23 protein-coding genes are annotated in these 20,619 nt (G+C 71.1%); 13 read left to right on the top strand and 10 right to left on the bottom strand.

What is annotated here, in order from left to right; translation table 11 throughout:
* Positions 1 to 59: 59 nt before the first annotated feature.
* Positions 60 to 2,336 carry a M4 family metallopeptidase gene (locus tag M8542_RS34920; RefSeq protein WP_257924587.1) on the bottom strand — a complete coding sequence of 759 codons (2,277 nt, stop codon included), beginning with the start codon at positions 2,334 to 2,336 and terminating at the stop codon, positions 60 to 62.
* Positions 2,337 to 2,653: 317 nt separating this feature from the next.
* A complete protein-coding gene (msrA, locus tag M8542_RS34915; RefSeq protein WP_257924586.1) occupies positions 2,654 to 3,169 on the bottom strand; it encodes a peptide-methionine (S)-S-oxide reductase MsrA in 516 nt (171 codons plus the stop codon).
* Between the two features lie 152 nt (positions 3,170 to 3,321).
* On the opposite strand from msrA, the gene M8542_RS34910 reads away from it, so the two are divergent.
* Entirely contained in the window at positions 3,322 to 4,014 is a 693-nt protein-coding gene (locus M8542_RS34910) for a TetR/AcrR family transcriptional regulator (RefSeq protein ID WP_257924585.1), read from the top strand.
* Between the two features lie 120 nt (positions 4,015 to 4,134).
* A complete protein-coding gene (locus M8542_RS34905; protein ID WP_257924584.1) occupies positions 4,135 to 4,518 on the top strand; it encodes an STAS domain-containing protein in 384 nt (127 codons plus the stop codon).
* Positions 4,519 to 4,592: 74 nt separating this feature from the next.
* On the opposite strand, the gene M8542_RS34900 is transcribed toward M8542_RS34905, so the two are convergent.
* Positions 4,593 to 4,898 (bottom strand): hypothetical protein, encoded by a 306-nt coding sequence (locus M8542_RS34900; protein WP_257924583.1) that lies wholly within the window; start codon positions 4,896 to 4,898, stop codon positions 4,593 to 4,595.
* Between the two features lie 43 nt (positions 4,899 to 4,941).
* The gene (locus tag M8542_RS34895) at positions 4,942 to 5,154 is read right to left on the bottom strand and encodes a three-helix bundle dimerization domain-containing protein (protein WP_257924582.1); all 213 of its coding nucleotides are present in this window, start codon (positions 5,152 to 5,154) and stop codon (positions 4,942 to 4,944) included.
* 149 nt (positions 5,155 to 5,303) lie between these two features.
* Here M8542_RS34895 and M8542_RS34890 point away from each other — a divergent pair, with 149 nt between their 5' ends.
* Complete coding sequence (locus M8542_RS34890) at positions 5,304 to 6,224, top strand: hypothetical protein (RefSeq protein WP_257924581.1); 921 nt, start codon at positions 5,304 to 5,306, stop codon at positions 6,222 to 6,224.
* A gap of 72 nt (positions 6,225 to 6,296) precedes the next feature.
* A complete protein-coding gene (locus tag M8542_RS34885) occupies positions 6,297 to 6,734 on the top strand; it encodes a L,D-transpeptidase (RefSeq protein WP_257924580.1) in 438 nt (145 codons plus the stop codon).
* Here M8542_RS34885 and M8542_RS34880 read toward each other — a convergent pair.
* Positions 6,689 to 7,165, bottom strand: a complete 477-nt coding sequence (locus tag M8542_RS34880; RefSeq protein WP_257924579.1) for a hypothetical protein — start codon at positions 7,163 to 7,165, stop codon at positions 6,689 to 6,691. The two genes, M8542_RS34885 and M8542_RS34880, sit on opposite strands and share 46 nt — an antisense overlap.
* On the bottom strand, positions 7,158 to 7,610 hold the full coding sequence (locus M8542_RS34875) for a hypothetical protein (RefSeq protein ID WP_257924578.1): 453 nt from the start codon (positions 7,608 to 7,610) through the stop codon (positions 7,158 to 7,160). The genes M8542_RS34880 and M8542_RS34875 overlap by 8 nt, the downstream gene beginning before the upstream one ends.
* Positions 7,611 to 7,721: 111 nt before the next feature.
* Between M8542_RS34875 and M8542_RS34870 the strand changes: the two genes are divergently transcribed.
* Positions 7,722 to 9,083, top strand: a complete 1,362-nt coding sequence (locus tag M8542_RS34870; protein ID WP_257924577.1) for an NAD-dependent succinate-semialdehyde dehydrogenase — start codon at positions 7,722 to 7,724, stop codon at positions 9,081 to 9,083.
* A 9-nt stretch (positions 9,084 to 9,092) separates the two neighbouring features.
* Here M8542_RS34870 and M8542_RS34865 read toward each other — a convergent pair whose 3' ends face one another.
* Positions 9,093 to 9,470 (bottom strand): hypothetical protein, encoded by a 378-nt coding sequence (locus M8542_RS34865; protein WP_257924576.1) that lies wholly within the window; start codon positions 9,468 to 9,470, stop codon positions 9,093 to 9,095.
* A gap of 42 nt (positions 9,471 to 9,512) precedes the next feature.
* Positions 9,513 to 10,790: an ABC transporter substrate-binding protein gene (locus tag M8542_RS34860; RefSeq protein ID WP_257924575.1), complete on the bottom strand. Its 1,278-nt coding sequence runs from the start codon at positions 10,788 to 10,790 to the stop codon at positions 9,513 to 9,515.
* Between the two features lie 123 nt (positions 10,791 to 10,913).
* Between M8542_RS34860 and M8542_RS34855 the strand changes: the two genes are divergently transcribed.
* A complete protein-coding gene (locus M8542_RS34855) occupies positions 10,914 to 11,936 on the top strand; it encodes a LacI family DNA-binding transcriptional regulator (protein ID WP_257924574.1) in 1,023 nt (340 codons plus the stop codon).
* Between the two features lie 102 nt (positions 11,937 to 12,038).
* Positions 12,039 to 12,407, top strand: a complete 369-nt coding sequence (locus M8542_RS34850) for a DUF742 domain-containing protein (RefSeq protein ID WP_257924573.1) — start codon at positions 12,039 to 12,041, stop codon at positions 12,405 to 12,407.
* Here M8542_RS34850 and M8542_RS34845 read toward each other — a convergent pair.
* Together M8542_RS34845 and M8542_RS34840 are read right to left on the bottom strand one after the other, a co-directional pair.
* A complete protein-coding gene (locus M8542_RS34845) occupies positions 12,394 to 13,224 on the bottom strand; it encodes an alpha/beta fold hydrolase (protein WP_257924572.1) in 831 nt (276 codons plus the stop codon). The two genes, M8542_RS34850 and M8542_RS34845, sit on opposite strands and share 14 nt — an antisense overlap.
* 21 nt (positions 13,225 to 13,245) lie before the next feature.
* Complete coding sequence (locus M8542_RS34840) at positions 13,246 to 13,857, bottom strand: TetR/AcrR family transcriptional regulator (protein ID WP_257924571.1); 612 nt, start codon at positions 13,855 to 13,857, stop codon at positions 13,246 to 13,248.
* A 32-nt stretch (positions 13,858 to 13,889) separates the two neighbouring features.
* Here M8542_RS34840 and M8542_RS34835 point away from each other — a divergent pair, with 32 nt between their 5' ends.
* The 6 genes from M8542_RS34835 to M8542_RS34810 all read left to right on the top strand — a co-directional run bounded on the left by M8542_RS34835 (position 13,890) and on the right by M8542_RS34810 (position 20,608).
* Positions 13,890 to 14,753 (top strand): SDR family NAD(P)-dependent oxidoreductase, encoded by an 864-nt coding sequence (locus M8542_RS34835; RefSeq protein WP_257924570.1) that lies wholly within the window; start codon positions 13,890 to 13,892, stop codon positions 14,751 to 14,753.
* Positions 14,754 to 14,858: 105 nt separating this feature from the next.
* A complete protein-coding gene (locus tag M8542_RS34830; protein WP_257924569.1) occupies positions 14,859 to 16,187 on the top strand; it encodes a purine-cytosine permease family protein in 1,329 nt (442 codons plus the stop codon).
* A gap of 11 nt (positions 16,188 to 16,198) precedes the next feature.
* A complete protein-coding gene (locus M8542_RS34825; protein WP_257924568.1) occupies positions 16,199 to 17,740 on the top strand; it encodes a hydantoinase/oxoprolinase N-terminal domain-containing protein in 1,542 nt (513 codons plus the stop codon).
* Entirely contained in the window at positions 17,740 to 18,810 is a 1,071-nt protein-coding gene (locus M8542_RS34820) for an S-methyl thiohydantoin desulfurase family protein (RefSeq protein WP_257924567.1), read from the top strand. The genes M8542_RS34825 and M8542_RS34820 overlap by 1 nt, the downstream gene beginning before the upstream one ends.
* The gene (locus tag M8542_RS34815; RefSeq protein ID WP_257924566.1) at positions 18,807 to 19,901 is read left to right on the top strand and encodes an S-methyl thiohydantoin desulfurase family protein; all 1,095 of its coding nucleotides are present in this window, start codon (positions 18,807 to 18,809) and stop codon (positions 19,899 to 19,901) included. The genes M8542_RS34820 and M8542_RS34815 overlap by 4 nt, the downstream gene beginning before the upstream one ends.
* Positions 19,898 to 20,608 carry an SDR family oxidoreductase gene (locus tag M8542_RS34810; protein WP_257924565.1) on the top strand — a complete coding sequence of 237 codons (711 nt, stop codon included), beginning with the start codon at positions 19,898 to 19,900 and terminating at the stop codon, positions 20,606 to 20,608. The genes M8542_RS34815 and M8542_RS34810 overlap by 4 nt, the downstream gene beginning before the upstream one ends.
* The last annotated feature ends 11 nt before the right edge of the window (positions 20,609 to 20,619 follow it).

The following is a 20,619-nucleotide window of genomic DNA, read 5'->3' as shown; positions in this document are numbered from 1 at the left end:
CGGCACGCGAAAACGGGGAGGCCGGGAATCCCGGCCTCCCCGCTTTCAGCGGTTCAGCTTCAGCTCAGGGTGACAGCCACGTCGTCGATGACGAACGAGGTCTGCAGCGAGCTGTCCTCGGTGCCGCTGAACTTCAGCGCCAGGGTGCCACCGGCGGCCGACGAGACGTCGATCGTCCGGAGGGCGTACCCGGAAGCCTTGTTCAGGTTGGAGTAGCTGCCCAGCGTCGCGCTGCCGTTGGAGACGGTCAGCTTGTCGTAGGCGGTCGTGGAGGTCGTCTCCGCGGTGTCGATGTGCAGGTAGAACGTCAGGCTGGCGTGGCAGCCGGCCGGGATGCTCACCGACTGGGCGATCGACTCGGTGTGCGTCGAGCCGTACCCGTCGAGCCAGGACGCGTAGGTGCCGCCGTGCGCGGCCTGACCCTGCGAACCCCACTGGCCGATCGAGCCGGTGGTGCCGGTCCAGCTGCCGCTGCCCGACTCGAAGCCGCCGTTGACGATCTTCTGGCCGGTGCAGCCGCCGGTGGTGCCGACGGTCCAGCTGAACGACGCCGTGCCGGTCTTGTTGGCCGCGTCCTTCGCCGTCACCGTGACGTTCGAGGTGCCCGCGGTGGTCGCGGTGCCCGAGATCGTGCCGGTGGAGGCGTTGATGGACAGGCCGGCCGGGAGGCCGGTGGCCGACCAGGTGTACGGCGCGGTGCCGCCGCTCGCCGAGAGCGGGAGGTTGACCGAGGCGCCGGTCACGGTGGACTGGTTGCCCGGGTTGGAAACCGTGACGGTGCCGGTCGCCGAGCAGGTCGGGTCGGCCGACTGCGCCGGGACGGAGATCGCGTCCCACGCCGCCTTGACGGTGTTGAACTCGGTGCAGCTGCCCGGGAACAGGTTCTTCGCCGCGGTCAGCGTCCAGGTGCGGTACTTCAGGTACGAGCTGCTGGAGGTCTTGAGCAGCATCGCGTTGTAGAAGATCTTCACCGCGTTCTGGACACCGATGCCGGTGATCGACGAGCTGTTGCAGGTGCTGCTGGTCGGCTGGCCGTTGGTCGGGTTGGTGCCTTCGGCCAGCAGGTAGAACCAGTGGTTGCCGGGGCCGGCGGCTGCGTGCACCTCACCGTTGGGGACGGAGCTGTCGTAGCAGTTCTTGTCGCCCAGCGCCGACGGGTTGTACATGTTGCGGATCGGGCCGGAGCCGACCAGGTTCACCGACTCGCCGACGAGGAAGTCCGGCACGTCGCCGCCCGCGGGCTCGTTCGCGAACCACTCGGTGGAGGCGCCGAAGACGTCCGCGACGAACTCCTGGGTACCCGCGCGCGAGATACCACCCGGGGTGTGGTCGTCGATGCCGTGGCCGTGCTCGTGCGCGACGACGTCGATCGAGCCGATCCACTGGTTCTGCGTGTTGTGCCCGATCTGGACCTGGCTGCCGTCGTAGTAGGCGTTCTCGTCGTTCAGCCCGACGCGGATCGGCCAGCCGCCGCCGTTGCCGTCGAAGCCGTTGCGGCCCAGCCACTGCGAGAGCATCTTGTTCTCGGTCTGGGCGGCGAACAGCGAGTCGACGCAGCCGGTTTCGCGGCTGGTGGCGTTGCCGTTGCCCCATGCGTCGTCCGGGCCGCTGAAGGTGGTGTTGTTGGCCGCGTCCTGGCAGGACGTGTTGGTGATGTTCGGGTCCTTCAGCGTGTACGTGCTGCCCGAGTGGGTCGTGTCGAGGTGCACCGGGTTCGGCCGGTTGTACGCACTGGTGCCGTCGCCGTTCATGACGTGCTCTTGGGTGTCGAGCACCTTGCCGGTGGCGGCGTCGACGATGACGTCGAGCCGGCTCGGGCCTTCGTTGTCGCGGCCGGTGACCGTGCTCTTCCACGCCAGCGCCGGGGTGCCGAGCGCGAACACGACCTGCTGCGCCGGGCTCACGCTGTCCACGACGGACAGCTGCTGCCGGGCGGTCGTCTCCGCCGCGGCCTTGGAGACCTTCGCGGTGGTGGAGGCGAGGTCGATCGTCTGGTCCTGCGCGACGGAGGTGCCGAGCACCTGGCCCGTCGAGTTGGTCGCCACGACGAAGTCACCGCCGACGACCGGCAGGCCCTTGTAGCTGCGCTCGTACGGGACGTACTTCAGCCCGTTGACCGAGGAAATCGCTTTCTGCGCCACGAAAACGTCGTCCGCGCTGGCGTGCAGCGCGGCCGGCTTGCTCGCCACGAGACTCGCGGCCGCGTTGACGGCAAGGGTCTGCGCGTCGGTGGTGGCGGCCGGGCTCGTGGGCTGGGCCTGGGCGGCCGTGGTCGTGCACACCGCGGCGATCAGCGCGCCGCTCGCGGCCAAGACGATTGGACGTCTCAGATGCATCGAAGAATCCCTCCGGGCAGGGCGAACCGGCCCGGTGCAGGCCGGGCCGAGAACGGGAATCGGGGAAAACGGTGCTGCTTGGCGGAAATCAGGATCCGGCGCGGAAGCCTCGTGAACAAGCGACTAACGTACGGTCTTATCTACCGGTCGCAATACTTCCCAAAAAGGACATTTCCCGCCTTTGGGATGTCTGCTGTTGACTGTCCACTCAGGACGGAAGGCGGATCACCGCCGTTCGGGTGATCTTCGGCGCGTCCGAAACGACGAAGGCCCCCTCGCCGAGAATCGGCGAAGGGGCCTTTGGTGGTACGAGTGTGTCAGGCGGTCTTCTCGCGCTTCGGGAGCTTCCAGCCCGGGCGCACGAAGTGGCAGGTGTACCCGTTCGGAATCCGCTGCAGGTAGTCCTGGTGCTCCGGCTCGGCCTCCCAGAAGTCGCCCACCGGGCTGACTTCGGTGACGACCTTGCCCGGCCACAGCCCGGACGCGTCCACGTCGGCGATCGTGTCTTCGGCGACGCGCTTCTGCTCGTCGTTCTCGAAGTAGATCGCCGAGCGGTAGCTCAGGCCGATGTCGTTGCCCTGGCGGTTCTTCGTCGTCGGGTCGTGCACCTGGAAGAAGAACTCGAGCAGGTCGCGGAACGTGGTCTGCGCAGGGTCGTAGACCACCTCGATGGCCTCGGCGTGCGTGCCGTGGTTGCGGTAGGTCGCGTTCGGGACGTCGCCGCCGCTGTAACCGACCCGGGTCGAGATCACCCCGGGCTGACGGCGGAACAGCTCCTGCATGCCCCAGAAGCAGCCGCCGGCCAGGACGGCCCTTTCGGTTGACGTGGTCACGGCGTCACTCCTTCTCCTCGTGGTGCTTCCGCGGTGTACAACTGCGCGGGCGCACCGATGATTCCACGTGCGGGCCTTACGAGAGTGTGACACGGCGAACCGTCGTTACCGTTAACTTGATATCGATGATACCCGCTGGTAGCGTCGCTACCATGGACTTGCGAACGCGGATACTGGTGGCCGCCGACGAGCTGCTGTCGGCGTCGGCCGACGTCTCCACGAGGGCGGTCTGCGAGGCCGCCGGTGTCGGGGCGCCGGCGCTGTACCGGCAGTTCGGTGACAAGGACGGGCTGCTCGCCGCCGTCGTCGACCGCGGGTTCGAGAAGTACCTCGCCGGGAAGCGGGCCGCGAAGCCGTCCGCCGACCCGGTGCGCGACCTGCGGGCCGGCTGGGACAACCACGTCGCGTTCGCGCTCGAGAACCCCCACCACTACCGCCTGATGTATTCGGGCCTGTCGACACCGCCGGGCGCGGCGGCCGAGGCACACGGCCTGCTGCTCGAGGTGCTGGAGCGCTGCGCGGCCGCGGGCCGGCTCGAGCTGCCGCCGGCGTTGGCCGCGCAGATGGTGATGGCGGCGAACGCCGGCGTCGCGCTGTCGATGATCACCCGGCCGGCGCAGTACCCGGACCGTGAGTTCTCGGTCCGCGTCCGGGAAAGCGTGCTGGCGGGAATCCTCGCCGAGGAGCCGGGTGCGGCGGACGACCTCGCCGTGACGGCGACCACCCTGGCCGCCCGGCTGCGTTCGTCGGCGCCGGCCGAGCTGACGGCGGGGGAGTCGACGCTGTTGCAGGAGTGGCTGACGAGGTTGAGCCTCCACAGTGGACAGTCAAGCGGCAGGCGCTGAGCCGGACGGCCGCGCGGGTTGGACCGTCCGCGTGTGTCTGCGCGTTCCGTGCGGCCGGGGCCGGGCCGGAGTGGGACAATCGGCCGGGGCCGCCCCGATCCGGCCCCGGGGAGGCGCGCCATGCGCGACCGGAACGGAGCCGTCACGGAGCGGACCAGCGGCGCGCTGGTCGTTGAAATCCGGGGCGAGCTGGACATTTCCACCGTGCTGCGGTGGACGACCCTCATCGAAGCCGCCATCTGCGAACTGCCGGAGCCGCACCTGCTGGTGCTCGACCTGTCGTCGCTGGAGTTCCTGTCGGCGCGCGGGGCCCGGGGGTTGCTCGAGGCGGTGGAAAGCTGCCGGGAGCGGAACATCGGCGGCTGCGTGATCGCGACGCCCGGCGGCGTGGTCGACCGGATGGTCCGGTTGGCGGGCCTGGCGGAGGCGGTCCGGGTGTTCCCGAACCGCCTGACGGCGATCGCCGCCTGCCAGCCGGTGCAGATGCGCTGGCTCCCCGGCTGACCCGGCGGTCGTCGTCCCGGTCAGGACGGCTCGCGCCGTCGCCCTCGCTCAACGGCCGGGTGACCGGCCGGCGGTCACTCGCCGCGCATCGAGCGGCGGATCTCCGCCAGCCGGTCCTTCGCCGCCTGGTCGCGGTCGGCGATCTTCTTGTCCAGCGCTTCCGCGGTGTTCTCCGTGCCGAGACCCGCCACGTCCGTCGCGCCCAGCGACGTCGTGTAGCGGTTCTCGATCTTGTCGCGGACGAAGTCGAAGCTGGGGACGCCGCCCTCGCTGTAGTCCGGGTCGGGTAGGGGCGGGGACGGGACCGCCAGTGCCGCCGTCGGGGTCTCGTCCACGAGCTCGCCGTCCACGATGTTCGGGTCGTCCTGGGGCTTGTCCATCGTCTTCTCCTCCGGCGCCGGTCCGCCCCACCGACCCTAGCGCTCAGCCCAAGGACTCGCGGACGGCGCGCTCCACCAGGATCGGGACGAACGCGTGGATCCGCGCGTCGGCGAACCGGTCCCGTTCCCGTTCGACCAGGGCGTGGGCCGACCGCGGGTCCAGGCTCGTGTAGTCCTGGCGCAGCCGGTCTTCGACCACGGTCAGCTGGAAGTCGAGTTGTTCGGACGCGATGGTGTCGAGCGTCTGCGTAGTCATGACGGTCTAATACCGCGCCAGGCGACGTGCAGATGAACTGAAGATGAACGACAGGTGAGACCTCGGCAGTGGGTAATTCGGCCGTGGAGCGGCGTGGCGCGGTGGGGAATTCTCGATCGCGCAACGCCGGAGTCCGGAGGGAGCAGACCATGGGTGCCGGGGCCTACCACGCCGAAACGACGGAAATGGGGACGGTCGTCAAGGCGGTGGAGGACGTCGGTTCGTCCTTCCTGTCGACGACCCGCGACCTGGAAGGCCTGGTGCTCGACGCGCTGTCGTTCGCGGGCATCGGCAGCGGGGTCGCCGCCGCGAACTCGGCGCTGCACTCCTCGCTGGGCAGCGCGCTCCAGAAGTTCCTCGGGCTGATCACGAACGTGAACCAGAACGTCCAGACGGCCGCGAACGGGTACAACGCGGCCGACACCGACGTCGCGCAGGCCTACGGCGGCGGCCAGAACGCGGCCCAGGGTGGCGGGGGCGGCGCGGCGGCCGCAGCGGCGCCGCAGCAGCTCGACCCGCGGGTGGTCGACTCGATCATGCAGTCGGAAGGCGCGACCGGGGAACAGGGCGGCGTGCCCGAGGCCTACGGCTTCCGCCAGAACATGCACAACGGCTACGACCGGATCATCGCCGCGCGCGAGCAGTACGGGCAGGGCAGCGCCGAAGAGCGCGCCGTCGTCTCCGATCTGATGACGGCGAACGCGCGCACGGCCGGCGCGCTCAACTTCACCGACCCCGGCACACAGGCCGCCATCATGTCGGGCGCGCACATGCGCGGTGCCGGCGGCGTCCGCGCGATCCTCAACCACATGGGCGGCGACGACATCGTCCAGAGCTCGCGCACCCTCAGCGACGCCGCGGTCCAGCACGCGCAGGGCCTCACGCCGCAGCAGTTCCAACAGGAGTTCCACGACGCCCGCATCGAGTACGACCGCCAAGTCTACGGCGACACGACCACGCGCCAGGGCGGGCACACGCAGAACTGGTGGGACCGCTACGGCAACGGGCTGACCCAGCGCTACGACCGCGAGCAGAACGAGTTCCTCCAGTTGTCGCAGCCGCAGAACTGATCTTCGACGATTCGAAGATCCCAAAACTGGGCACCCTACACCGCGTAGCCGAACGACAACGGGAGGCACGCGATGAACCGGAGGATGATCGCACTACTGGGCGGGGTCGCCGCGATGGCGGGGACCTTGGCTTTCGCGGGGACGGCCGAAGCGGCGGCGACGCCGTGCGACGCCGCCGCGAAAGCCTGTGTCCAGCGCAGTTCGAATACCGCTTGGTTGACCGACGGCGCGGGGAACGTCACCTACGGGGGCGTCCCGATCACCGTCGGGCTCGCGAAGTACCCGACTCCGCTCGGGACGTTCCACGTGCAGTACAAGGACATCGACCACTACAGCAAGCAGTTCAACGGGCCGATGCCGTACTCGGTGTTCTTCACGAACACCGGCGTGGCGTTCCACCAGGGGAGCCTGAAGGTCAAGTCCCACGGCTGCGTGCACCTTTCGCACGCGGCGGCGGTGACGTTCTACAACTCGCTGCACCCGGGTGACGTCGTCCAGGTCGTGCCCTGACCCGTCCGGTGTGGACGGTCCAGGAGCGCGCCGGTGACGGCGCCGAACACCAGGTGGTCCAGGACCTGCGGGGCGCGGGGAAGCGCCTGAACGGCCGGGTACGCCCGGCCGGCGACGCCGAGGTCCAGCGCCGCGATCGCCAGCCCGGCCGCCGCGCCCCGGAACGACCCGAGGCGACGGCGGCGGGCGATCGCGGCGAGCACCGCGGTCCACCCGGCGGAAACCAGGACGTGCGCGACCAGCCCGGCGGCGACGCCGGGCCGATCGCGCCGGCCCGGGCACACCGTGCCGGCGGCGCGGGTCGCGGCGAGGATGTCACGGCCGGTGCACAGGGCGTGGACGGTCGACGGGATACCGCTGACCACCGCGGCGATGGCGCCGGCGCGGACGGCTCGGCGGGCCTCTCCGCCGCGCTCCGACGAGTCATTCACTGCGTTGCCCGGCCGCCAGGTAAGCGGCCAGGCGGATGCGCAGCCCGCGCACGTGGGGGAGCGCGATCGTGAACTCGTCGGCCGGCCGGTAGCCGGGCCACGGGTCACCGTGCGTGCAGGGGCCGGCGAAGTAGACGAAGCCGTCTTCGTCGTCGTAGCGACCCGGTGACCACCGCGCGGCGTCGCCGGCGCGGGGATCGGCGCACGCGGCTCGCGCGATCCAGTACGTCTCGTGCTTCAGCACGCGTTTGAGCTGGCCGGCGAACTTCGGCAGGTCGGCTTCCGGCAGACCGAGGCCGCGGCCGCCCCAGACGCGCGGCGTGCGTTCGGACGGGCGCGCGGGGCAGCCGAACGTGACGTCGCCACCCGCGCAGTGGCGGGTCCAGCGCGTGGTTTCCGTTGCCAGTGCGGCGAATTCGGGTCCGCCGGTGATCTCCAGCGTCATGGGGGAACGATAGTCGATCAAGCGAATTCCGGTACCGCCGCGTGGGTGTCGATCAGTGATCCCATGGTGTATACAGTATGCAGTAGGCTAGCGTGGGCAGAGGAGACCGCCATGTATTCCGTCACCAACCCCGCCACCGGTGAACTCGTGGAGGAGATCCCGAACTCGACCGACGAGGAGGTCCGCGCCGCGATCGACCGCGTCCACGGCGGGTTCGCGGCCTGGCGCGCCCGGCCGGTCGCCGAGCGGGCCGCGATCGTGCTGCGGGCTGCGGAGCTGTTCGCCGAACGCGCCGACGAGCTGGCCGCGATCATGACCCTGGAGATGGGGAAGCGGATCAACGAAGGCCGCGGCGAGGTCGGCGTGGTCGTCGACATCTTCCGCTACTACGGCGAGCGTGGCCCGGAGCTGCTGGCCGACGAACCTCTTACGCTGCGTGGCGGCGAGGCGGTGCTGACGAAGGAGCCGATCGGCGCGCTGCTGGGCGTCATGCCGTGGAACTTCCCGGCGTACCAGGTGGCCCGGTTCGTCGCGCCGAACCTGGTGCTGGGCAACACGATCCTGCTCAAGCACGCGTCGATCTGCCCGCGCTCGGCGGAGGTGATCGAGGACGTGCTGCGGGCCGCCGGCGTGCCCGCGGACGCGTATGTGAACGTGTTCGCGTCGAGCCGGCAGGTGCCGTGGATGCTCGAGGACCCGCGCCTGGTCGGCGTCTCGCTGACGGGCAGCGAGCAGGCCGGGATCTCCGTGGCGGCCGAAGCCGGCCGCAACCTCAAGAAGTGCGTCCTCGAGCTGGGCGGCTCCGACCCGCTGATCGTGCTGGACACCGACGACCTGGACGAAACGGTCAAGATCACCGCGACCGCCCGGATGCGCAACTGCGGCCAGTCGTGCAACGCGCCCAAGCGCATGATCGTGCTGGGCGAGCTGTACGAGGAGTTCGTGGACCGCCTGGCCAAGCGCGTCACGGAGTACTACGTGCCGGGAGACCCGGCCGACCCGGCGACGACGCTGCCCCCACTGGCCTCGAGGGCGGCGGCGGACGAGGTGGCGGCCCAGGTGGAGACGGCGATCCGCGGGGGAGCGACCCTGCGCGCGGGCGGCCACCGCGTCCCAGGCCCGGGCGCGTACCTGGAGGCAACGGTGCTGACGGACGTCACACCGCAGATGGCGGCGTACCACGAGGAGATCTTCGGCCCGGTGGTGCTGGTGTTCCGCGCGGAGACGGAGGAGGAGGCAATCGCGCTGGCGAACGACACGCCGTTCGGTCTCGGGGCGAGTGTCTTCGGGACGGATCGCGAGCGGGCGGTGCGGGTGGCACGGCGGATCGAGGCCGGGATGGTTTATCTCAACAAGTCGGGTGGGTCCGAGGCGGATCTGCCGTTCGGGGGGATCAAGCGGTCGGGGATCGGGCGGGAGCTGGGGGTGTTGGGGATTGAGGAATTTATGAACAAAAAGCCCATCCGCCTCTAGAAACCACGCTCAGCCGGATGGTTCCTCGCTCCGCAGAGACCGGGCGACCTCACGGTCGATCTCCGCCTGCTCGCGCTCCGAACGGGCCGTCGTCGCCGTCAGGCGGGCCCTGGCCCTCGCCACTTCGGCGTCCGCCCGGTCCAGGTGCTGGTGGTCGAGCTCCGTCAGGGTTGCCTCGAAGTCCGGTTTTGCCCCTGGGAACGGCTCGAAACGGGCTTCGTGGAACCTGATGCGCTCTTCCCGCTTGTCCGCCAGAGCCTCGCGGCTGTCGGCCACGCGCTCGCGTTCGTCGGCGATCCGGTCGCGTTCGTCCGCGCGGCGGTCACGCTCGTCCGCGAGCTCGTCGCGGCGGTCGGAGATGCGCGCGCGCTCCTCTCGGTCGCCCATGCCTCCCAGTGTAGGGGCGTGCGCTACGCCTGACCCGGTGGCTCACGGAATGATGCCGCGGGAATTCAGCGCGTCCGTCAGCCGCTCGCGCAGCTCGTCCGCCGTTGCGCGGACGTCGATCTCCGCCGGTGGGGACAGCACCTTCGAGATCACCGTCGACAGGTTCTGGTACGCCGGGGTGAGCGGGCGGACCGCCGCGTCCGTCAGGGCCGCCTGGATGTCGCCCTTCATCGGGTACTGGTCGGCCATCGTCGGATTTTCCTTGGGGTCGGCCGGTTTCGCCGGGTCCAGTGGTGCGTTGTCGCGGTAGATCGACGCGATGCTCGGCGGGATCCCGTCCACCAGGGCCTGGTACTTCTGCGACGTCGCGTTGCGCAGGCACAGCGCCGCTTCGAACGCTTCGGGCTTGTGCCGCGAGTACGTCGAGACCGCCAGGTTGAACCCGCCGATCGTGACGCGGCTCGCCCGGCCCGGGTCCACCGACGGGTAGCGCGTCCACTTGAAGTGCGCCAGGTCCCGCGGCTTCTCCTTCGCGTACGACGCATACACGAACGGCCAGTTCAGCTCGGTCGCCGCCTGTCCGCGCTGGAACGCCTGCCGGATGTCGTCCTCCTTCTGGTTCGTCAGCGACGGGTCCGTGATCCCGGCCGTCGTCAGCTGCTTGAGCAGGGCTAGCGCGCGCACCGCGCCGTCGTCCATGACCACGGACTTGCCGTCGTCGGACAGGATGTGCCCGCCCGCCGACGCGACCAGCGTGTTGTAGAAGACGACCAGGCCCTCGTACTGGGCGCCGGTGAACACGACCTGGTACGGCTTCCCGGCCGCCTTCAGCTCCCGCGCCTGCGTCATCAGCTCGTCGAACGTCTTCGGCGGCGACGGCGTGATCCGGTCGTCGTACCAGAGCAGCTGGACGTTCGTGTTCTTCGTGGCGCCGTAGAGCTTCCCGTTCCACTTGGCGGTGGCCAGGGGACCCGGCAGCACGTCCCGCGCGGCCGCGGCCGCGTTCGCGCCCGTCCACTCCTGCGCCCAGCCCGCCTCGGCGAACTCCGGCACCCACGTGACGTCGAGGCCGAGCACGTCCAGCGACGAGTCCCCGGCAGCGAGCCGGCGGACCATCTGCTCACGCTGGCCGTCCGCGCCCCGCGGCAGCTTGTTGTAGACGATCCGGTACCGGCCGCCGGCCTCCTGGGTGCAGCGGTCGACCACCGTCTGCAGGTGGTCTTCCGGCGAGATGTAGAGGTTGATCGTCAGGCCGGTGGCCGACGAACAAGCGGTGAGGGCGAGCAACGCCGTGGCCGCGAGCGGGACGAGCTGGCGCATGTCGGCCTCCTTGCCGGACAGGCGATTGCAAGCGCTTGCACCGATGATTAGCCTCGATCATGGCGGGTGTCAATGGGAGTCAGGCAGCTGGTTGCAAGCGCTTGCAACGAACGGGGTAGACGCATGCCGGAGAAGCTCGACGACGTCGCCCGGCTGGCGGGCGTCTCGGCGGCGACCGTTTCGCGGGCCCTGCGCGGGGTGCCCGGGGTGGCCGGGCCGACGCGGAGCCGGGTGCTCGCGGCGGCCGCGCGGCTCGGGTACGCCATCTCGCCCGCCGCGTCCAGCCTGGCCACCGGCCGGACCGGGACGGTCGGCGTGATCGTCCCCTACGTCGACCGCTGGTACTTCGCACGCCTCATCTCCGGCGTCGAGCGCGTGCTGCGGGAGGCCGGGACCAGCCTGCTGCTCTACAACCTCGGCGACGACGCCGGCCGCGCCCGCTTCTTCGCGGACCTGCCGCTGCGCCGCCGGGTCGACGCGGTACTCGTGCTCTCGCTCCCGCTGGCGGCCGCCGAACGGGAGCTGCTGCTGGGGCTCGGCGTCCCGCTCGTCACCATCGGCACCGAGGAGCCCGGCGCGGACTCGGTCGGCATCGACGACCACGGCGCGGCGGCCGGCGCGATGCGCCACCTCGTCCAGCTCGGGCACCGCGAAATCGCGTTCATCGGCGAGCACAGCCCGATCCCGCTCGGGTTCACGACCCCGCTGCGGCGCCTGGCGGCCTACCGGATGGTCTACCACGCGGTGTGCCGTGAGGACGGCCGCGAGCCGGAAGCCGCGTTCGAGACCGGGGGCGGGTTCACCGTCGCCGGCGGCGAACGCGCGATGAGCGCCCTGCTCGGCCTGTCCCGGCGCCCGACCGCGGTGTTCGCCGCGTCGGACGAGATGGCGTTCGGCGCGCTGCGGACGCTCCGGCGGGCCGGCCTCCGGGTGCCCGAGGACGTCTCGGTGCTCGGGTTCGACGACCACGACCTGGCCGACCTGCTCGAGCTGAGCACGGTGGCGCAGCCGGTGGCCGAGCTCGGGGAGCGGGCCGGGCGGCTGCTCGGCGCGCGATTGTCCGGCGGAAAAATCGCGACATCGCCGTCGATTCTGGGGACACGCTTGGTCCTTCGCGGCAGTACTGCGCCGCCGACGAGGCGTTGACCTGCGGTTTTTCCGGCGTTGCTCCACTCGGTCGATTGCGGCCTACTCGATCATTAGGTCAAATAATCGCCGACAAGGATTAATCGCCGTGAGGAGCTGGCTGTGCACTGGGGGTCCGTGCTCGAAGAAGGCGGAGCGGGGATGGTCCGCCCGTACTTCCGCACCCATGGCCGTACGCGTCCGACTCGGGACCTGCCGATCGAGACGCTCGTGTCGATCACCCAGCGGGGGCGGGCGGTCGTGCGGGGGAGCACGCAGGAGGAGACGGAGATCTGCGCGCTGCTGCGGACTTCGCAGTCGGTCGCCGAGGTCGCCGCGCGGCGCCGGATCCCGCTGGGGGTCGCGCGGGTCCTGCTGTCGGATCTGGCGGACCGGGGGATCGTCGCCGTGCACACCGCGCGGAAAGGCTCGGGGAACCGGCCCAGCCTGGAGCTGATGGAGCGCATCCTGCACGGCCTCAGCCGGCTGTGAACTCCCCGACCAGCCGCGCGAACTCCACCGGCTGGTCCAGCGGCAGCAACGTGTAGCTGTCCTCGACCTCGACGAGCTTTCCCTTCGGCAGCAAGGCCGTCAGCCGTTTGCCGTGCTCGAGGGGCATGACGCGGTCCTCGCCGGCCCAGACGACGAGCGCGGGCCGGTCGAAGCCGGGGAGACGCTCGGCCACTTCCTGGAGCACCCCCGGATCGGCCGCGAAAGCCCGCAACGCGCGGACCGTGTCGCGCCGAACACCCGCCTGGCTCAGCAGCGGCCGGAGCCAAGCCGCGGAAACCGCGTCGCCGCGTTTGGTCAGCCAGCCGAACGCGATCGGGAGCCGGCGCACGGCACGCACCCGCATCTGCTGCATGAACAACCCGAACAGGCCCGGCGACAGCTTTCCCGTCAGGAACAGCGTCTTGCCGGTGAGCCCGGGCGGGAAGTTGTCGAACGCGTCGCACGAGCCCAGCACGACCCGGCTCACCCGTGCGTCGCCGGTCGCCATCAGCAGCTGGACCAGCGCGCCACCGGTGTCGACGCCGACCAGGGTCACCTCGCGCAGGTCGAGGCGCTCGAGGAGCTCCGCGAGCAGCACGGCGATCCCGGGCAGTGAAAGGTCGGCGTCCTCGCGCATCGGCTGCCGGTGCGCGCCGAGCGGCAGCGTCGGGACGACGCACCGGTAGCCGGTGAGCGATGCGGTCACGCCGTCCCACAGCGTGCCGTCCATCAGCAGGCCGTGGACGAAGACGAGCACGGGGCCCGGCCCGCCCGTGTCGGTGTATTCGACGGTGCCCGCCCCCAGTGCGATTTCCATGCCAGAAGTGAACCACGCGGTTCACATTGTGTCGAGAGCTTCCTCCCGCGCGACCGCGCGCAGCAGCGCCTCGAACCCGGCCTCGGCGCCGGAACCGTCGTCGCTGGTCAACAGGTCGACGAGGAAGCCGCGCAAGGTCGCGAGGATCATCGAGGCGACTTCGAACCTCCGCCGCTCCGGCCACTCCGGCGGGCAGAACGACATCAGTGTCGGCAGGTACTGCTGCGACGCGCCCCGCCCGAGCGCCGCGTACCGGCCCGGGTCGTACATCGCCAGGCCCATCGCCTGGTCGAGGACGCGCCGCAGCTCCGACTCCTCGTCGCGCAGGCTCACCCAGGCGGCGCGGACGCGGTCGGTCAGCGTCGCCGGCTCCGAAGCGACGGCCGCCAGCGCGTTGCCGATCCGGCGTTCACGCAAGCCCAGGACCACCTGCCGCAGCAGGTCTTCGGCGCTTTCGAAGTGGTAGAGCAGCACCTTGTGCGTGGTCCCGGCCGCCCGCGCCGCGCGACGCAGCGAGAAGTCGACCAGGCCGTTCTCGGCGACGTCGTCGGTGATCGTCGTCAGCAGCTCCCGGCGCCGGGCCGCACCGCGGGGCGAGCCGGTCGACCGCCGGTAGCCGGTAGCGTTGTCCATGGCGGACAGCTTGGCACGGGGAGGGGACGCCGATGCGGGTGCTGGTGACCGGGGGCAACGCCGGGATCGGGTACTTCGTCGCGGAGCAGCTCGCTTCCGCGGGCGAGGAGGTCGTGCTCGGCAGCCGCGACCCGGCGAAGGCCGAGACCGCGGCCGCCGCGATCCGCTCGCGGGTCTTCGGCGCGAAGATCGGTCACGTCCGGCTCGACCTCGCCGACCCGGCCTCCGTCGCGGCGGTGGATCCCGGTGAGCTCGACGCCGTCGTCTGCAACGCGGGAGTGGCGCTCGACGACCCGCCGCGACGCGAGACCGGAAGCGGCCACGAGCTGATGTTCGGCACCAACCACCTCGGCCACTTCGCGCTGGTCGCGCGGCTGCTGCCGGCGCTGGCGCCGGACGCGCGGATCGTCACCACCGGCAGCTTCGCCGCGAAGTCCGCGAGCCTCGACTTCGCCGACCTCCAGAGCGAGCGCGACTACCGGCCGAAGCGCACGTACGAACGTTCGAAGCTGGCGCAGATGCTCTTCGCGCTCGAGCTCGACCGGCGGCTGCGGGAAGCCGGCTCGAAACGGCTGAGCGTCCTGGCCCACCCCGGTGGCGCGCTCGACTCGCTGACGCCCGCCCGGCCGCCGGTGCACACCCGGACCGCCGGCCGGTGGCTGACGGGCCAGCCGGCCCGGCTGTTGCTGCACGGCAAGGACGCCGGCGCGCGGCCCGCCGTCCGCGCGGTGCTCGGCCCGGACGTCACCGGCGGGCAGCTGTGGGGCCCGCGGGTCTTCGGCCTGCGCGGCCGGCCGCGGCTCGAACCGCTGTGGGCGAACCTCACCGACACCGCGGCCGCCGAGCGGCTTTGGGCGGAAAGTGTCACGCTGACCGGAGTGGAACCGCTGGGCTGATCGCACAGTGCGCGGGCCCGGACTGTGCACATCGCACGGTGACGGCGCCGGGACCGCTGCTTACGGTGCGGGGAACCGTTTCCCAGCCCGGAGAAGGAGGTCGGCGTGGCCTCAACAGTCGGTGTCGATGACTATGCCCTGACCAGAGTGCCGGACCACGCCCGGTACTCGTGGTGGTCGGTCGCCGTCCAGCGGTTCGGCCAGGTGTCCGCCCTGTCCCAGTTCCTGCTCGGAGCCACCGTCGGCTTCGGGATGAGCTTCTGGCCGGCGGTCCTGGCCTTCACGCTCGGTTCGGTCATCCTGGAGCTCATCACCATCCTCGTCGGCGTCATCGGCGTCCGCGAAGGTCTGTCCACGTCCATGATCGCCCGCTGGACCGGCTTCGGCCGCGGCGGCTCGGCGCTCATCGGGCTCGCCATCGGGATCAGCCTCATCGGCTGGTTCGGCATCCAGTCCGCGGTGTCCGCGCAGGGCCTCGTCTCACTCATCGGCGGCCTGCCGGAGTGGGGCTGGGCACTCGTGTTCGGCCTGCTCGTCACCGCGATCGTGGTGCGCGGCTTCCACTCCATGGCCTGGACGGCGTACCTGACCGTGCCGGCCTTCCTGGTCCTCGTCGGCTGGTCGATCATCTCGGAGCTGACCCGCCACGACCTCGGCACGCTCGTCTCCTCGGCCCCGCCCGGGCCGTCGCTGAGCCTGCTGCAGGGCACCACGCTGGTGGCCGGCGGCTTCATCGTCGGCGCCGTCATCACCCCGGACATGACCCGCTTCAACCGCACCACCGGCGACGTCGTCAAGCAGACGCTCGTCGGGATCACCCTCGGCGAGTACGTCATCGGCCTCTCCGGCGTCCTGCTCGCGCACGCCGTCGGCAGCGCCGGGATCACCACCATCGTGACGTCGTCGGTCGGCTGGGTCGGGCTGCTGATCGTCATCGCCGGCACGATGAAGATCAACGACTGGAACCTGTACTCCTCCGGGCTGGGTGTCGTGAACTTCATCGGCACGGTGTCCGGGCGCAAAGCCCACCGCGGCCTGGTGACGGCCGTGCTCGGCGTCGCGGGCAGCGTGCTCGCCGCGGCCGGGATCCTGGCGAAGTTCACCGACTTCCTCACCGTGCTGGGCGTCGCGTTCCCGCCGATCGCCGGGATCATGGTCGCCGAGTACTTCGTCGTGAAGAAGTGGCGCGGGGACCTGGAAGCCGCGCGGGCGCGGGGAACCGTGCCCGAAGACGCGCCGGTGTGGGTGCCCGCCACGATCGTCGTCTGGATCGCCGCGGCGCTCTTCGGCGAGTTCGTCGAGTGGGGCCTGCCGAGCATCAACTCGCTCGTCGTGGCCTTCGTCCTGTACGTCGTCGCCGGGAAGCTCGGGCTCGTGCGGGGGATCGGCAGCAGCCGGACCGCCGAGGCCGCTCCCGCCGTCCAGTCCGCTTAAGGAGAATCTCAGTGCGCATCGGCATCGACGTCGGCGGCACCAACACCGACGCTGTCCTGCTCGACGGCCGTCAGGTGCTCGCCTCGGTCAAGACCAGCACGACCGCGGACGTCACCTCGGGCATCGTCGCCGCGATCGACGGCCTGCAGCGGCAACGCGCGTTCGACCCGGCGGCGGTGCGGGCGGTGATGATCGGCACCACGCACTTCATCAACGCCCTCGTCGAGGCCCACCGGCTCGCGCCGACCGCGGCCGTGCGGCTCAGCCTGCCGGCCGGGGCGTCGCTGCCGCCGATGGTCGACTGGCCGCAGCGGCTCGTCGACGCGGTGTCGGGGCGCAGCTACCTGGTCCACGGTGGACACGAGTTCGACGGCCGGCACATCGCGGAGCTCGACGAGAGCGAGCTGCGCAAGGCCGCCGACGACATGGGGGCGGCCGGGGTGCGCAGTGTCGCGATCACCTCGGTCTTCTCCCCGGTCAACGCCGAGTTCGAGGCCCGCGCGGCCGAGATCATCGCCGCGCAGCTGCCGGACGTCGCGATCTCGCTGTCCCACGAGATCGGCCGGATCGGCCTGCTGGAACGGGAAAACGCGACGGTGATCAACGCGGCGCTGCGTGAGCTGGCCGCGCACATCGTCGACGGGCTGTCGGCGTCGGTCACCGGCGCGGGCATCACCGCGCCGCTGTACCTGAGCCAGAACGACGGCACGCTGATGGACGTCGACTTCGCCCGCCGCTACCCGGTCGCGACCTTCGCGTCGGGGCCGACGAACTCGATGCGCGGCGCGGCCGTGCTGTCCGGGTTGGACACCTGCGCGGTGGTCGACGTCGGCGGCACGACTTCGGACGTCGGCGTGCTGCGGCAAGGGTTCCCGCGTGAGGCGACCACCGACGTCAGCGTCGCAGGCATCCGGACCAACTTCCGGATGCCGGACGTGCTCTCGATCGGCATCGGCGGCGGCAGCCGGGTGCGCGGGAACGTCACCGTGGGTCCGGATTCGGTCGGCTACGAGCTGACGTCGAAGGCACTCGTCTTCGGCGGGGACACGCTGACCGCGACCGACATCGCGGTCGCCGCCGGGCGCGCGGACATCGGTGACCCGTCGCTGGTGTCGCATTTGGACAAGGGTCTGGTCCGGGCGGCGCTGGAGAAGATCGCCGCCGACGTGTCCGATGTGGTCGAACGGATGCGGACGTCGGCCGAGCCGTTGCCGGTGGTCGCCGTCGGCGGTGGTTCGGTGCTGCTGCCGGACGAGCTGGCCGGCTGCGGCGAGGTGCACCGGCCGGAGAACTACGCGGTGGCCAACGCGATCGGCGCGGCCATCGCGCAGATCGGCGGCGAGGTCGACCGCGTCTACGTGATCGAGCCCGGCCGCCGGGACGCCGTCGTCGAGGAGGCGAAGCAGGAGGCCGTCGACCGGGCGGTCGCCGCCGGCGCGTCGCCGGCTTCGGTCGGCATCGTCGACTTCGACGAGGTGCCCATCCCGTACCTGCCCGGCAACGCCACGCGCATCCGCGCGAAGGCCGTCGGCGACCTGCAGCTGGGGGCGTGATGCGCGAGATCACGGTGAACGACCTCGACGACATCGCCCGCGGTGCCGCCATCCTCGGCACCGGGGGCGGGGGCGACCCGTACATCGGGCGGCTGCTGGCCTCGTCGGCGGTCCGGCAGCACGGTTCGGTGCCGCTGGTCCCGCTGGCGGAGGTCGGTGACGACGCCGTCGTGCTGCCCGTGGCGATGATGGGCGCGCCGACCGTCATGGTGGAGAAGCTGCCCTCGGCCGAGCAGGTGGGGCTGGCCGCGCGGACGCTGGCCGGGTACCTCGGCAAGGAGCTGACGCACATCGCGTGCGCCGAGGCGGGCGGGGTCAACTCGCTGATCCCGGTCGTCGCGGCCGCGCAGCTCGGCCTGCCGCTGGTGGACGCCGACGGCATGGGCCGCGCGTTCCCGGAGCTGCAGATGGTACTTCCCACACTGTATGGAATCCGGGCTACGCCGATGTCGATTGCCGACGAAAAGGGCAACCGCGGAGTATTGGATACAGTCGACAACCGGTGGGCGGAGCGGCTGGCCCGGTCGGCGACCATCGACATGGGCTGCTCGGCGATGATCAGCAACTACGCGATGTCCGGGGCCCAGGCCCGGGAGTCGCTGGTGCCCGGGACGCTCAGCCTGTGCGCCGAGCTGGGTGCGCTGGTCCGTGCGGCGCGCGCCGCGCACGAGGATCCCGTCGCGCGGGTGGTCTCCCGGTTGGGCGGGCGGCGGCTCTTCAGCGGCAAGGTCGTCGACGTCGCGCGCCGGACGGTCACCGGGTTCGCCCGCGGCGAGGCTCGGCTGTCCGGAATGGACGGTGACACCGGCGCGGAGCTGATGCTGCGGTTCCAGAACGAGCACCTGGTGGCCGAGCGCGACGGTGTCGTCGAAGCCTCGGTGCCGGACCTGATCTGCACGCTGGAACGTGAGTCCGGCGAGGCCGTCACCACCGAAGGCCTGCGGTACGGCCAGCGTGTCACGGTCATCGCCGCGCCCGCCGACCCGCGCTGGCACACGCCCGAAGGCATCGCGCTCGCCGGGCCGCGGTACTTCGGCTACGACATCGACCCGATCGGAGTCGCCGGGTGAGCTGGACCCTGACCGAGGCCGACCTGCCCGACCTCGCCCGCGGCGCCGCCGTGCTCGGCACCGGCGGCGGGGGCGACCCGTACGTCGGGCGGCTGCTCGTGCGCGAGGCGATCCGCGCGCACGGGCCGATCACGGTGCTGCACCCGTCCGAAGTGGACGACGACGCCCTGGTGATCCCGACCGCGCAGATGGGCGCGCCGACCGTCGTGCACGAGAAGCTGCCCAACGGCGCGGAGCCGGTGCTGGCCCTGCGCACGCTGGAGCAGCACCTCGGCCGGTCCGCGGACGCGACCATGCCGATCGAATGCGGCGGCATCAACTCGATGATCCCGCTGCTGGTCGGGGCGCGCCTCGGGCTGCCGGTCGTCGACGCCGACGGCATGGGGCGGGCGTTCCCCGAGCTGCAGATGGAAACCTTCGGCGTCTACGGCGTGCCCGGCTCGCCGATGGCGATCGGTGGCGAACGCGGCGAGACGACGGTGATCGACACCGGCGCGGACAACCGGCGGATGGAGTGGCTGGCCCGCGGGGTCACGATCCGGCTCGGCGGGGTCGCGCACATCGCCGAGTACGCGATGAGCGGCGCCGACGTCAAGCGGACCGCGGTGCCCACGACCTTGTCGCTGGCGCTCACTGTCGGCCGGACGATCCGGGAAGCGCGTTCACGCAACGAGGACCCGGTCGACGCGCTGGCTTCGGCGTTGCGCTCGACGCCGTATCAGCACCTGCGGGTGCTCTTCCGCGGCAAGGTGTCCGATGTGGAGCGCCGGACCGAGGCGGGCTTCGCCCGCGGACGCGCGGCGGCGGTGTCGTTCGACGGCGCGCACAAGCTGGAGATCCTGTTCCAGAACGAGAACCTGCTGGCCACTGTGGACGGCGCGGTGCGCTGCGTGGTGCCCGACCTGATCTGCGTGCTGGAGTCGGCGACGGCCGAGCCCATCACCACCGAGACCCTCCGCTACGGCCAGCGCGTCACCGTCGTCGGCATCTCGACCCCGCCGCTGATGCGGACACCGGCAGCGCTGGACACCTTCGGGCCGGGCGCGTTCGGCTTGCCGCACCCCTTCGTCCCGGTGGAGGAGATCGGATGAGCCTCGCCGGGAAGCACGTGGTGATCATCGGCGGCGGTTCGGGCATCGGCCTCGAAGTGGCCCGGCGGGCCGCCGCTGCGGGGGCTTCGGTCCACCTGGGTGGCCGCACGGCGGCGAAGCTGTCGGCGGCGGCCGAGGAGGTGGGCGGGACCTGGCAGGTCGTCGACAGCACCGACCAGGGTTCCCTGGCCGCGTTCTTCGGCGCGCTCGACCGCGTCGACCACCTCTTCACGCCGGGTGCGTCGTACACGGTCGGGCCGCTGCGGGAGCTGAGCGACTCCGACGCCGCGAGCCCGTTCGTCACGAAGTTCTGGGGGCAGTACCACGCCGTCAAGCACGCGGTGCCGAAGCTGGCTCCCGACGCGTCGATCGTGCTGATGTCCGGGGCGGCCAGCGTCCGGCCGCCGGGCGCGGCGCCGGCGTACGTCGCCTGCAACGCGGCGGTCGAAGGGCTCGGCCGGGGGCTGGCCGTCGAGCTGGCGCCGGTGCGGGTGAACGTCGTCGCGCCGGGGACGATCGACGGGCACCTGTGGGCCGGGCGGCCCGCGGCCGTGCGGGAGGCGAGTTTCGCGCAGTACCGCGCGGACACGCTGCTGCACCGCGTCGGGCAGGAGGCCGAGGTCGCCGACGCGGTGCTGTACCTGTTCGGCAGCACGTACACCACCGGGTCGACGCTCTACCCCGACGGTGGCTACGCGCTGCGCTGAGCTCGTCTACT

The organism is Amycolatopsis iheyensis (assembly GCF_024703995.1).
GTDB classification, from domain to species: Bacteria; Actinomycetota; Actinomycetes; order Mycobacteriales; family Pseudonocardiaceae; genus Amycolatopsis; species Amycolatopsis iheyensis.
The sequence above is the reverse complement of the archived record's forward strand: the minus strand, read 5'-3'. Positions and strand labels throughout refer to the sequence as shown.

What these genes read in the sequence shown, in the direction of transcription:
- M8542_RS34870 (WP_257924577.1), top strand. Translation starts at nt 7,722, where the DNA reads ATGTATTCCGTCACCAACCCCGCCACCGGTGAACTCGTGGAGGAGATC.
- M8542_RS34900 (WP_257924583.1), bottom strand. Translation starts at nt 4,898, where the DNA reads ATGGACAAGCCCCAGGACGACCCGAACATCGTGGACGGCGAGCTCGTG.
- M8542_RS34890 (WP_257924581.1), top strand. Translation starts at nt 5,304, where the DNA reads ATGGGTGCCGGGGCCTACCACGCCGAAACGACGGAAATGGGGACGGTC.
- M8542_RS34865 (WP_257924576.1), bottom strand. Translation starts at nt 9,470, where the DNA reads ATGGGCGACCGAGAGGAGCGCGCGCGCATCTCCGACCGCCGCGACGAG.
- M8542_RS34840 (WP_257924571.1), bottom strand. Translation starts at nt 13,857, where the DNA reads ATGGACAACGCTACCGGCTACCGGCGGTCGACCGGCTCGCCCCGCGGT.
- M8542_RS34910 (WP_257924585.1), top strand. Translation starts at nt 3,322, where the DNA reads ATGGACTTGCGAACGCGGATACTGGTGGCCGCCGACGAGCTGCTGTCG.
- M8542_RS34835 (WP_257924570.1), top strand. Translation starts at nt 13,890, where the DNA reads ATGCGGGTGCTGGTGACCGGGGGCAACGCCGGGATCGGGTACTTCGTC.
- M8542_RS34855 (WP_257924574.1), top strand. Translation starts at nt 10,914, where the DNA reads ATGCCGGAGAAGCTCGACGACGTCGCCCGGCTGGCGGGCGTCTCGGCG.
- M8542_RS34875 (WP_257924578.1), bottom strand. Translation starts at nt 7,610, where the DNA reads ATGACGCTGGAGATCACCGGCGGACCCGAATTCGCCGCACTGGCAACG.
- M8542_RS34895 (WP_257924582.1), bottom strand. Translation starts at nt 5,154, where the DNA reads ATGACTACGCAGACGCTCGACACCATCGCGTCCGAACAACTCGACTTC.
- M8542_RS34810 (WP_257924565.1), top strand. Translation starts at nt 19,898, where the DNA reads ATGAGCCTCGCCGGGAAGCACGTGGTGATCATCGGCGGCGGTTCGGGC.
- M8542_RS34860 (WP_257924575.1), bottom strand. Translation starts at nt 10,790, where the DNA reads ATGCGCCAGCTCGTCCCGCTCGCGGCCACGGCGTTGCTCGCCCTCACC.
- M8542_RS34820 (WP_257924567.1), top strand. Translation starts at nt 17,740, where the DNA reads ATGCGCGAGATCACGGTGAACGACCTCGACGACATCGCCCGCGGTGCC.
- M8542_RS34905 (WP_257924584.1), top strand. Translation starts at nt 4,135, where the DNA reads ATGCGCGACCGGAACGGAGCCGTCACGGAGCGGACCAGCGGCGCGCTG.
- M8542_RS34920 (WP_257924587.1), bottom strand. Translation starts at nt 2,336, where the DNA reads ATGCATCTGAGACGTCCAATCGTCTTGGCCGCGAGCGGCGCGCTGATC.
- M8542_RS34885 (WP_257924580.1), top strand. Translation starts at nt 6,297, where the DNA reads ATGAACCGGAGGATGATCGCACTACTGGGCGGGGTCGCCGCGATGGCG.
- M8542_RS34845 (WP_257924572.1), bottom strand. Translation starts at nt 13,224, where the DNA reads ATGGAAATCGCACTGGGGGCGGGCACCGTCGAATACACCGACACGGGC.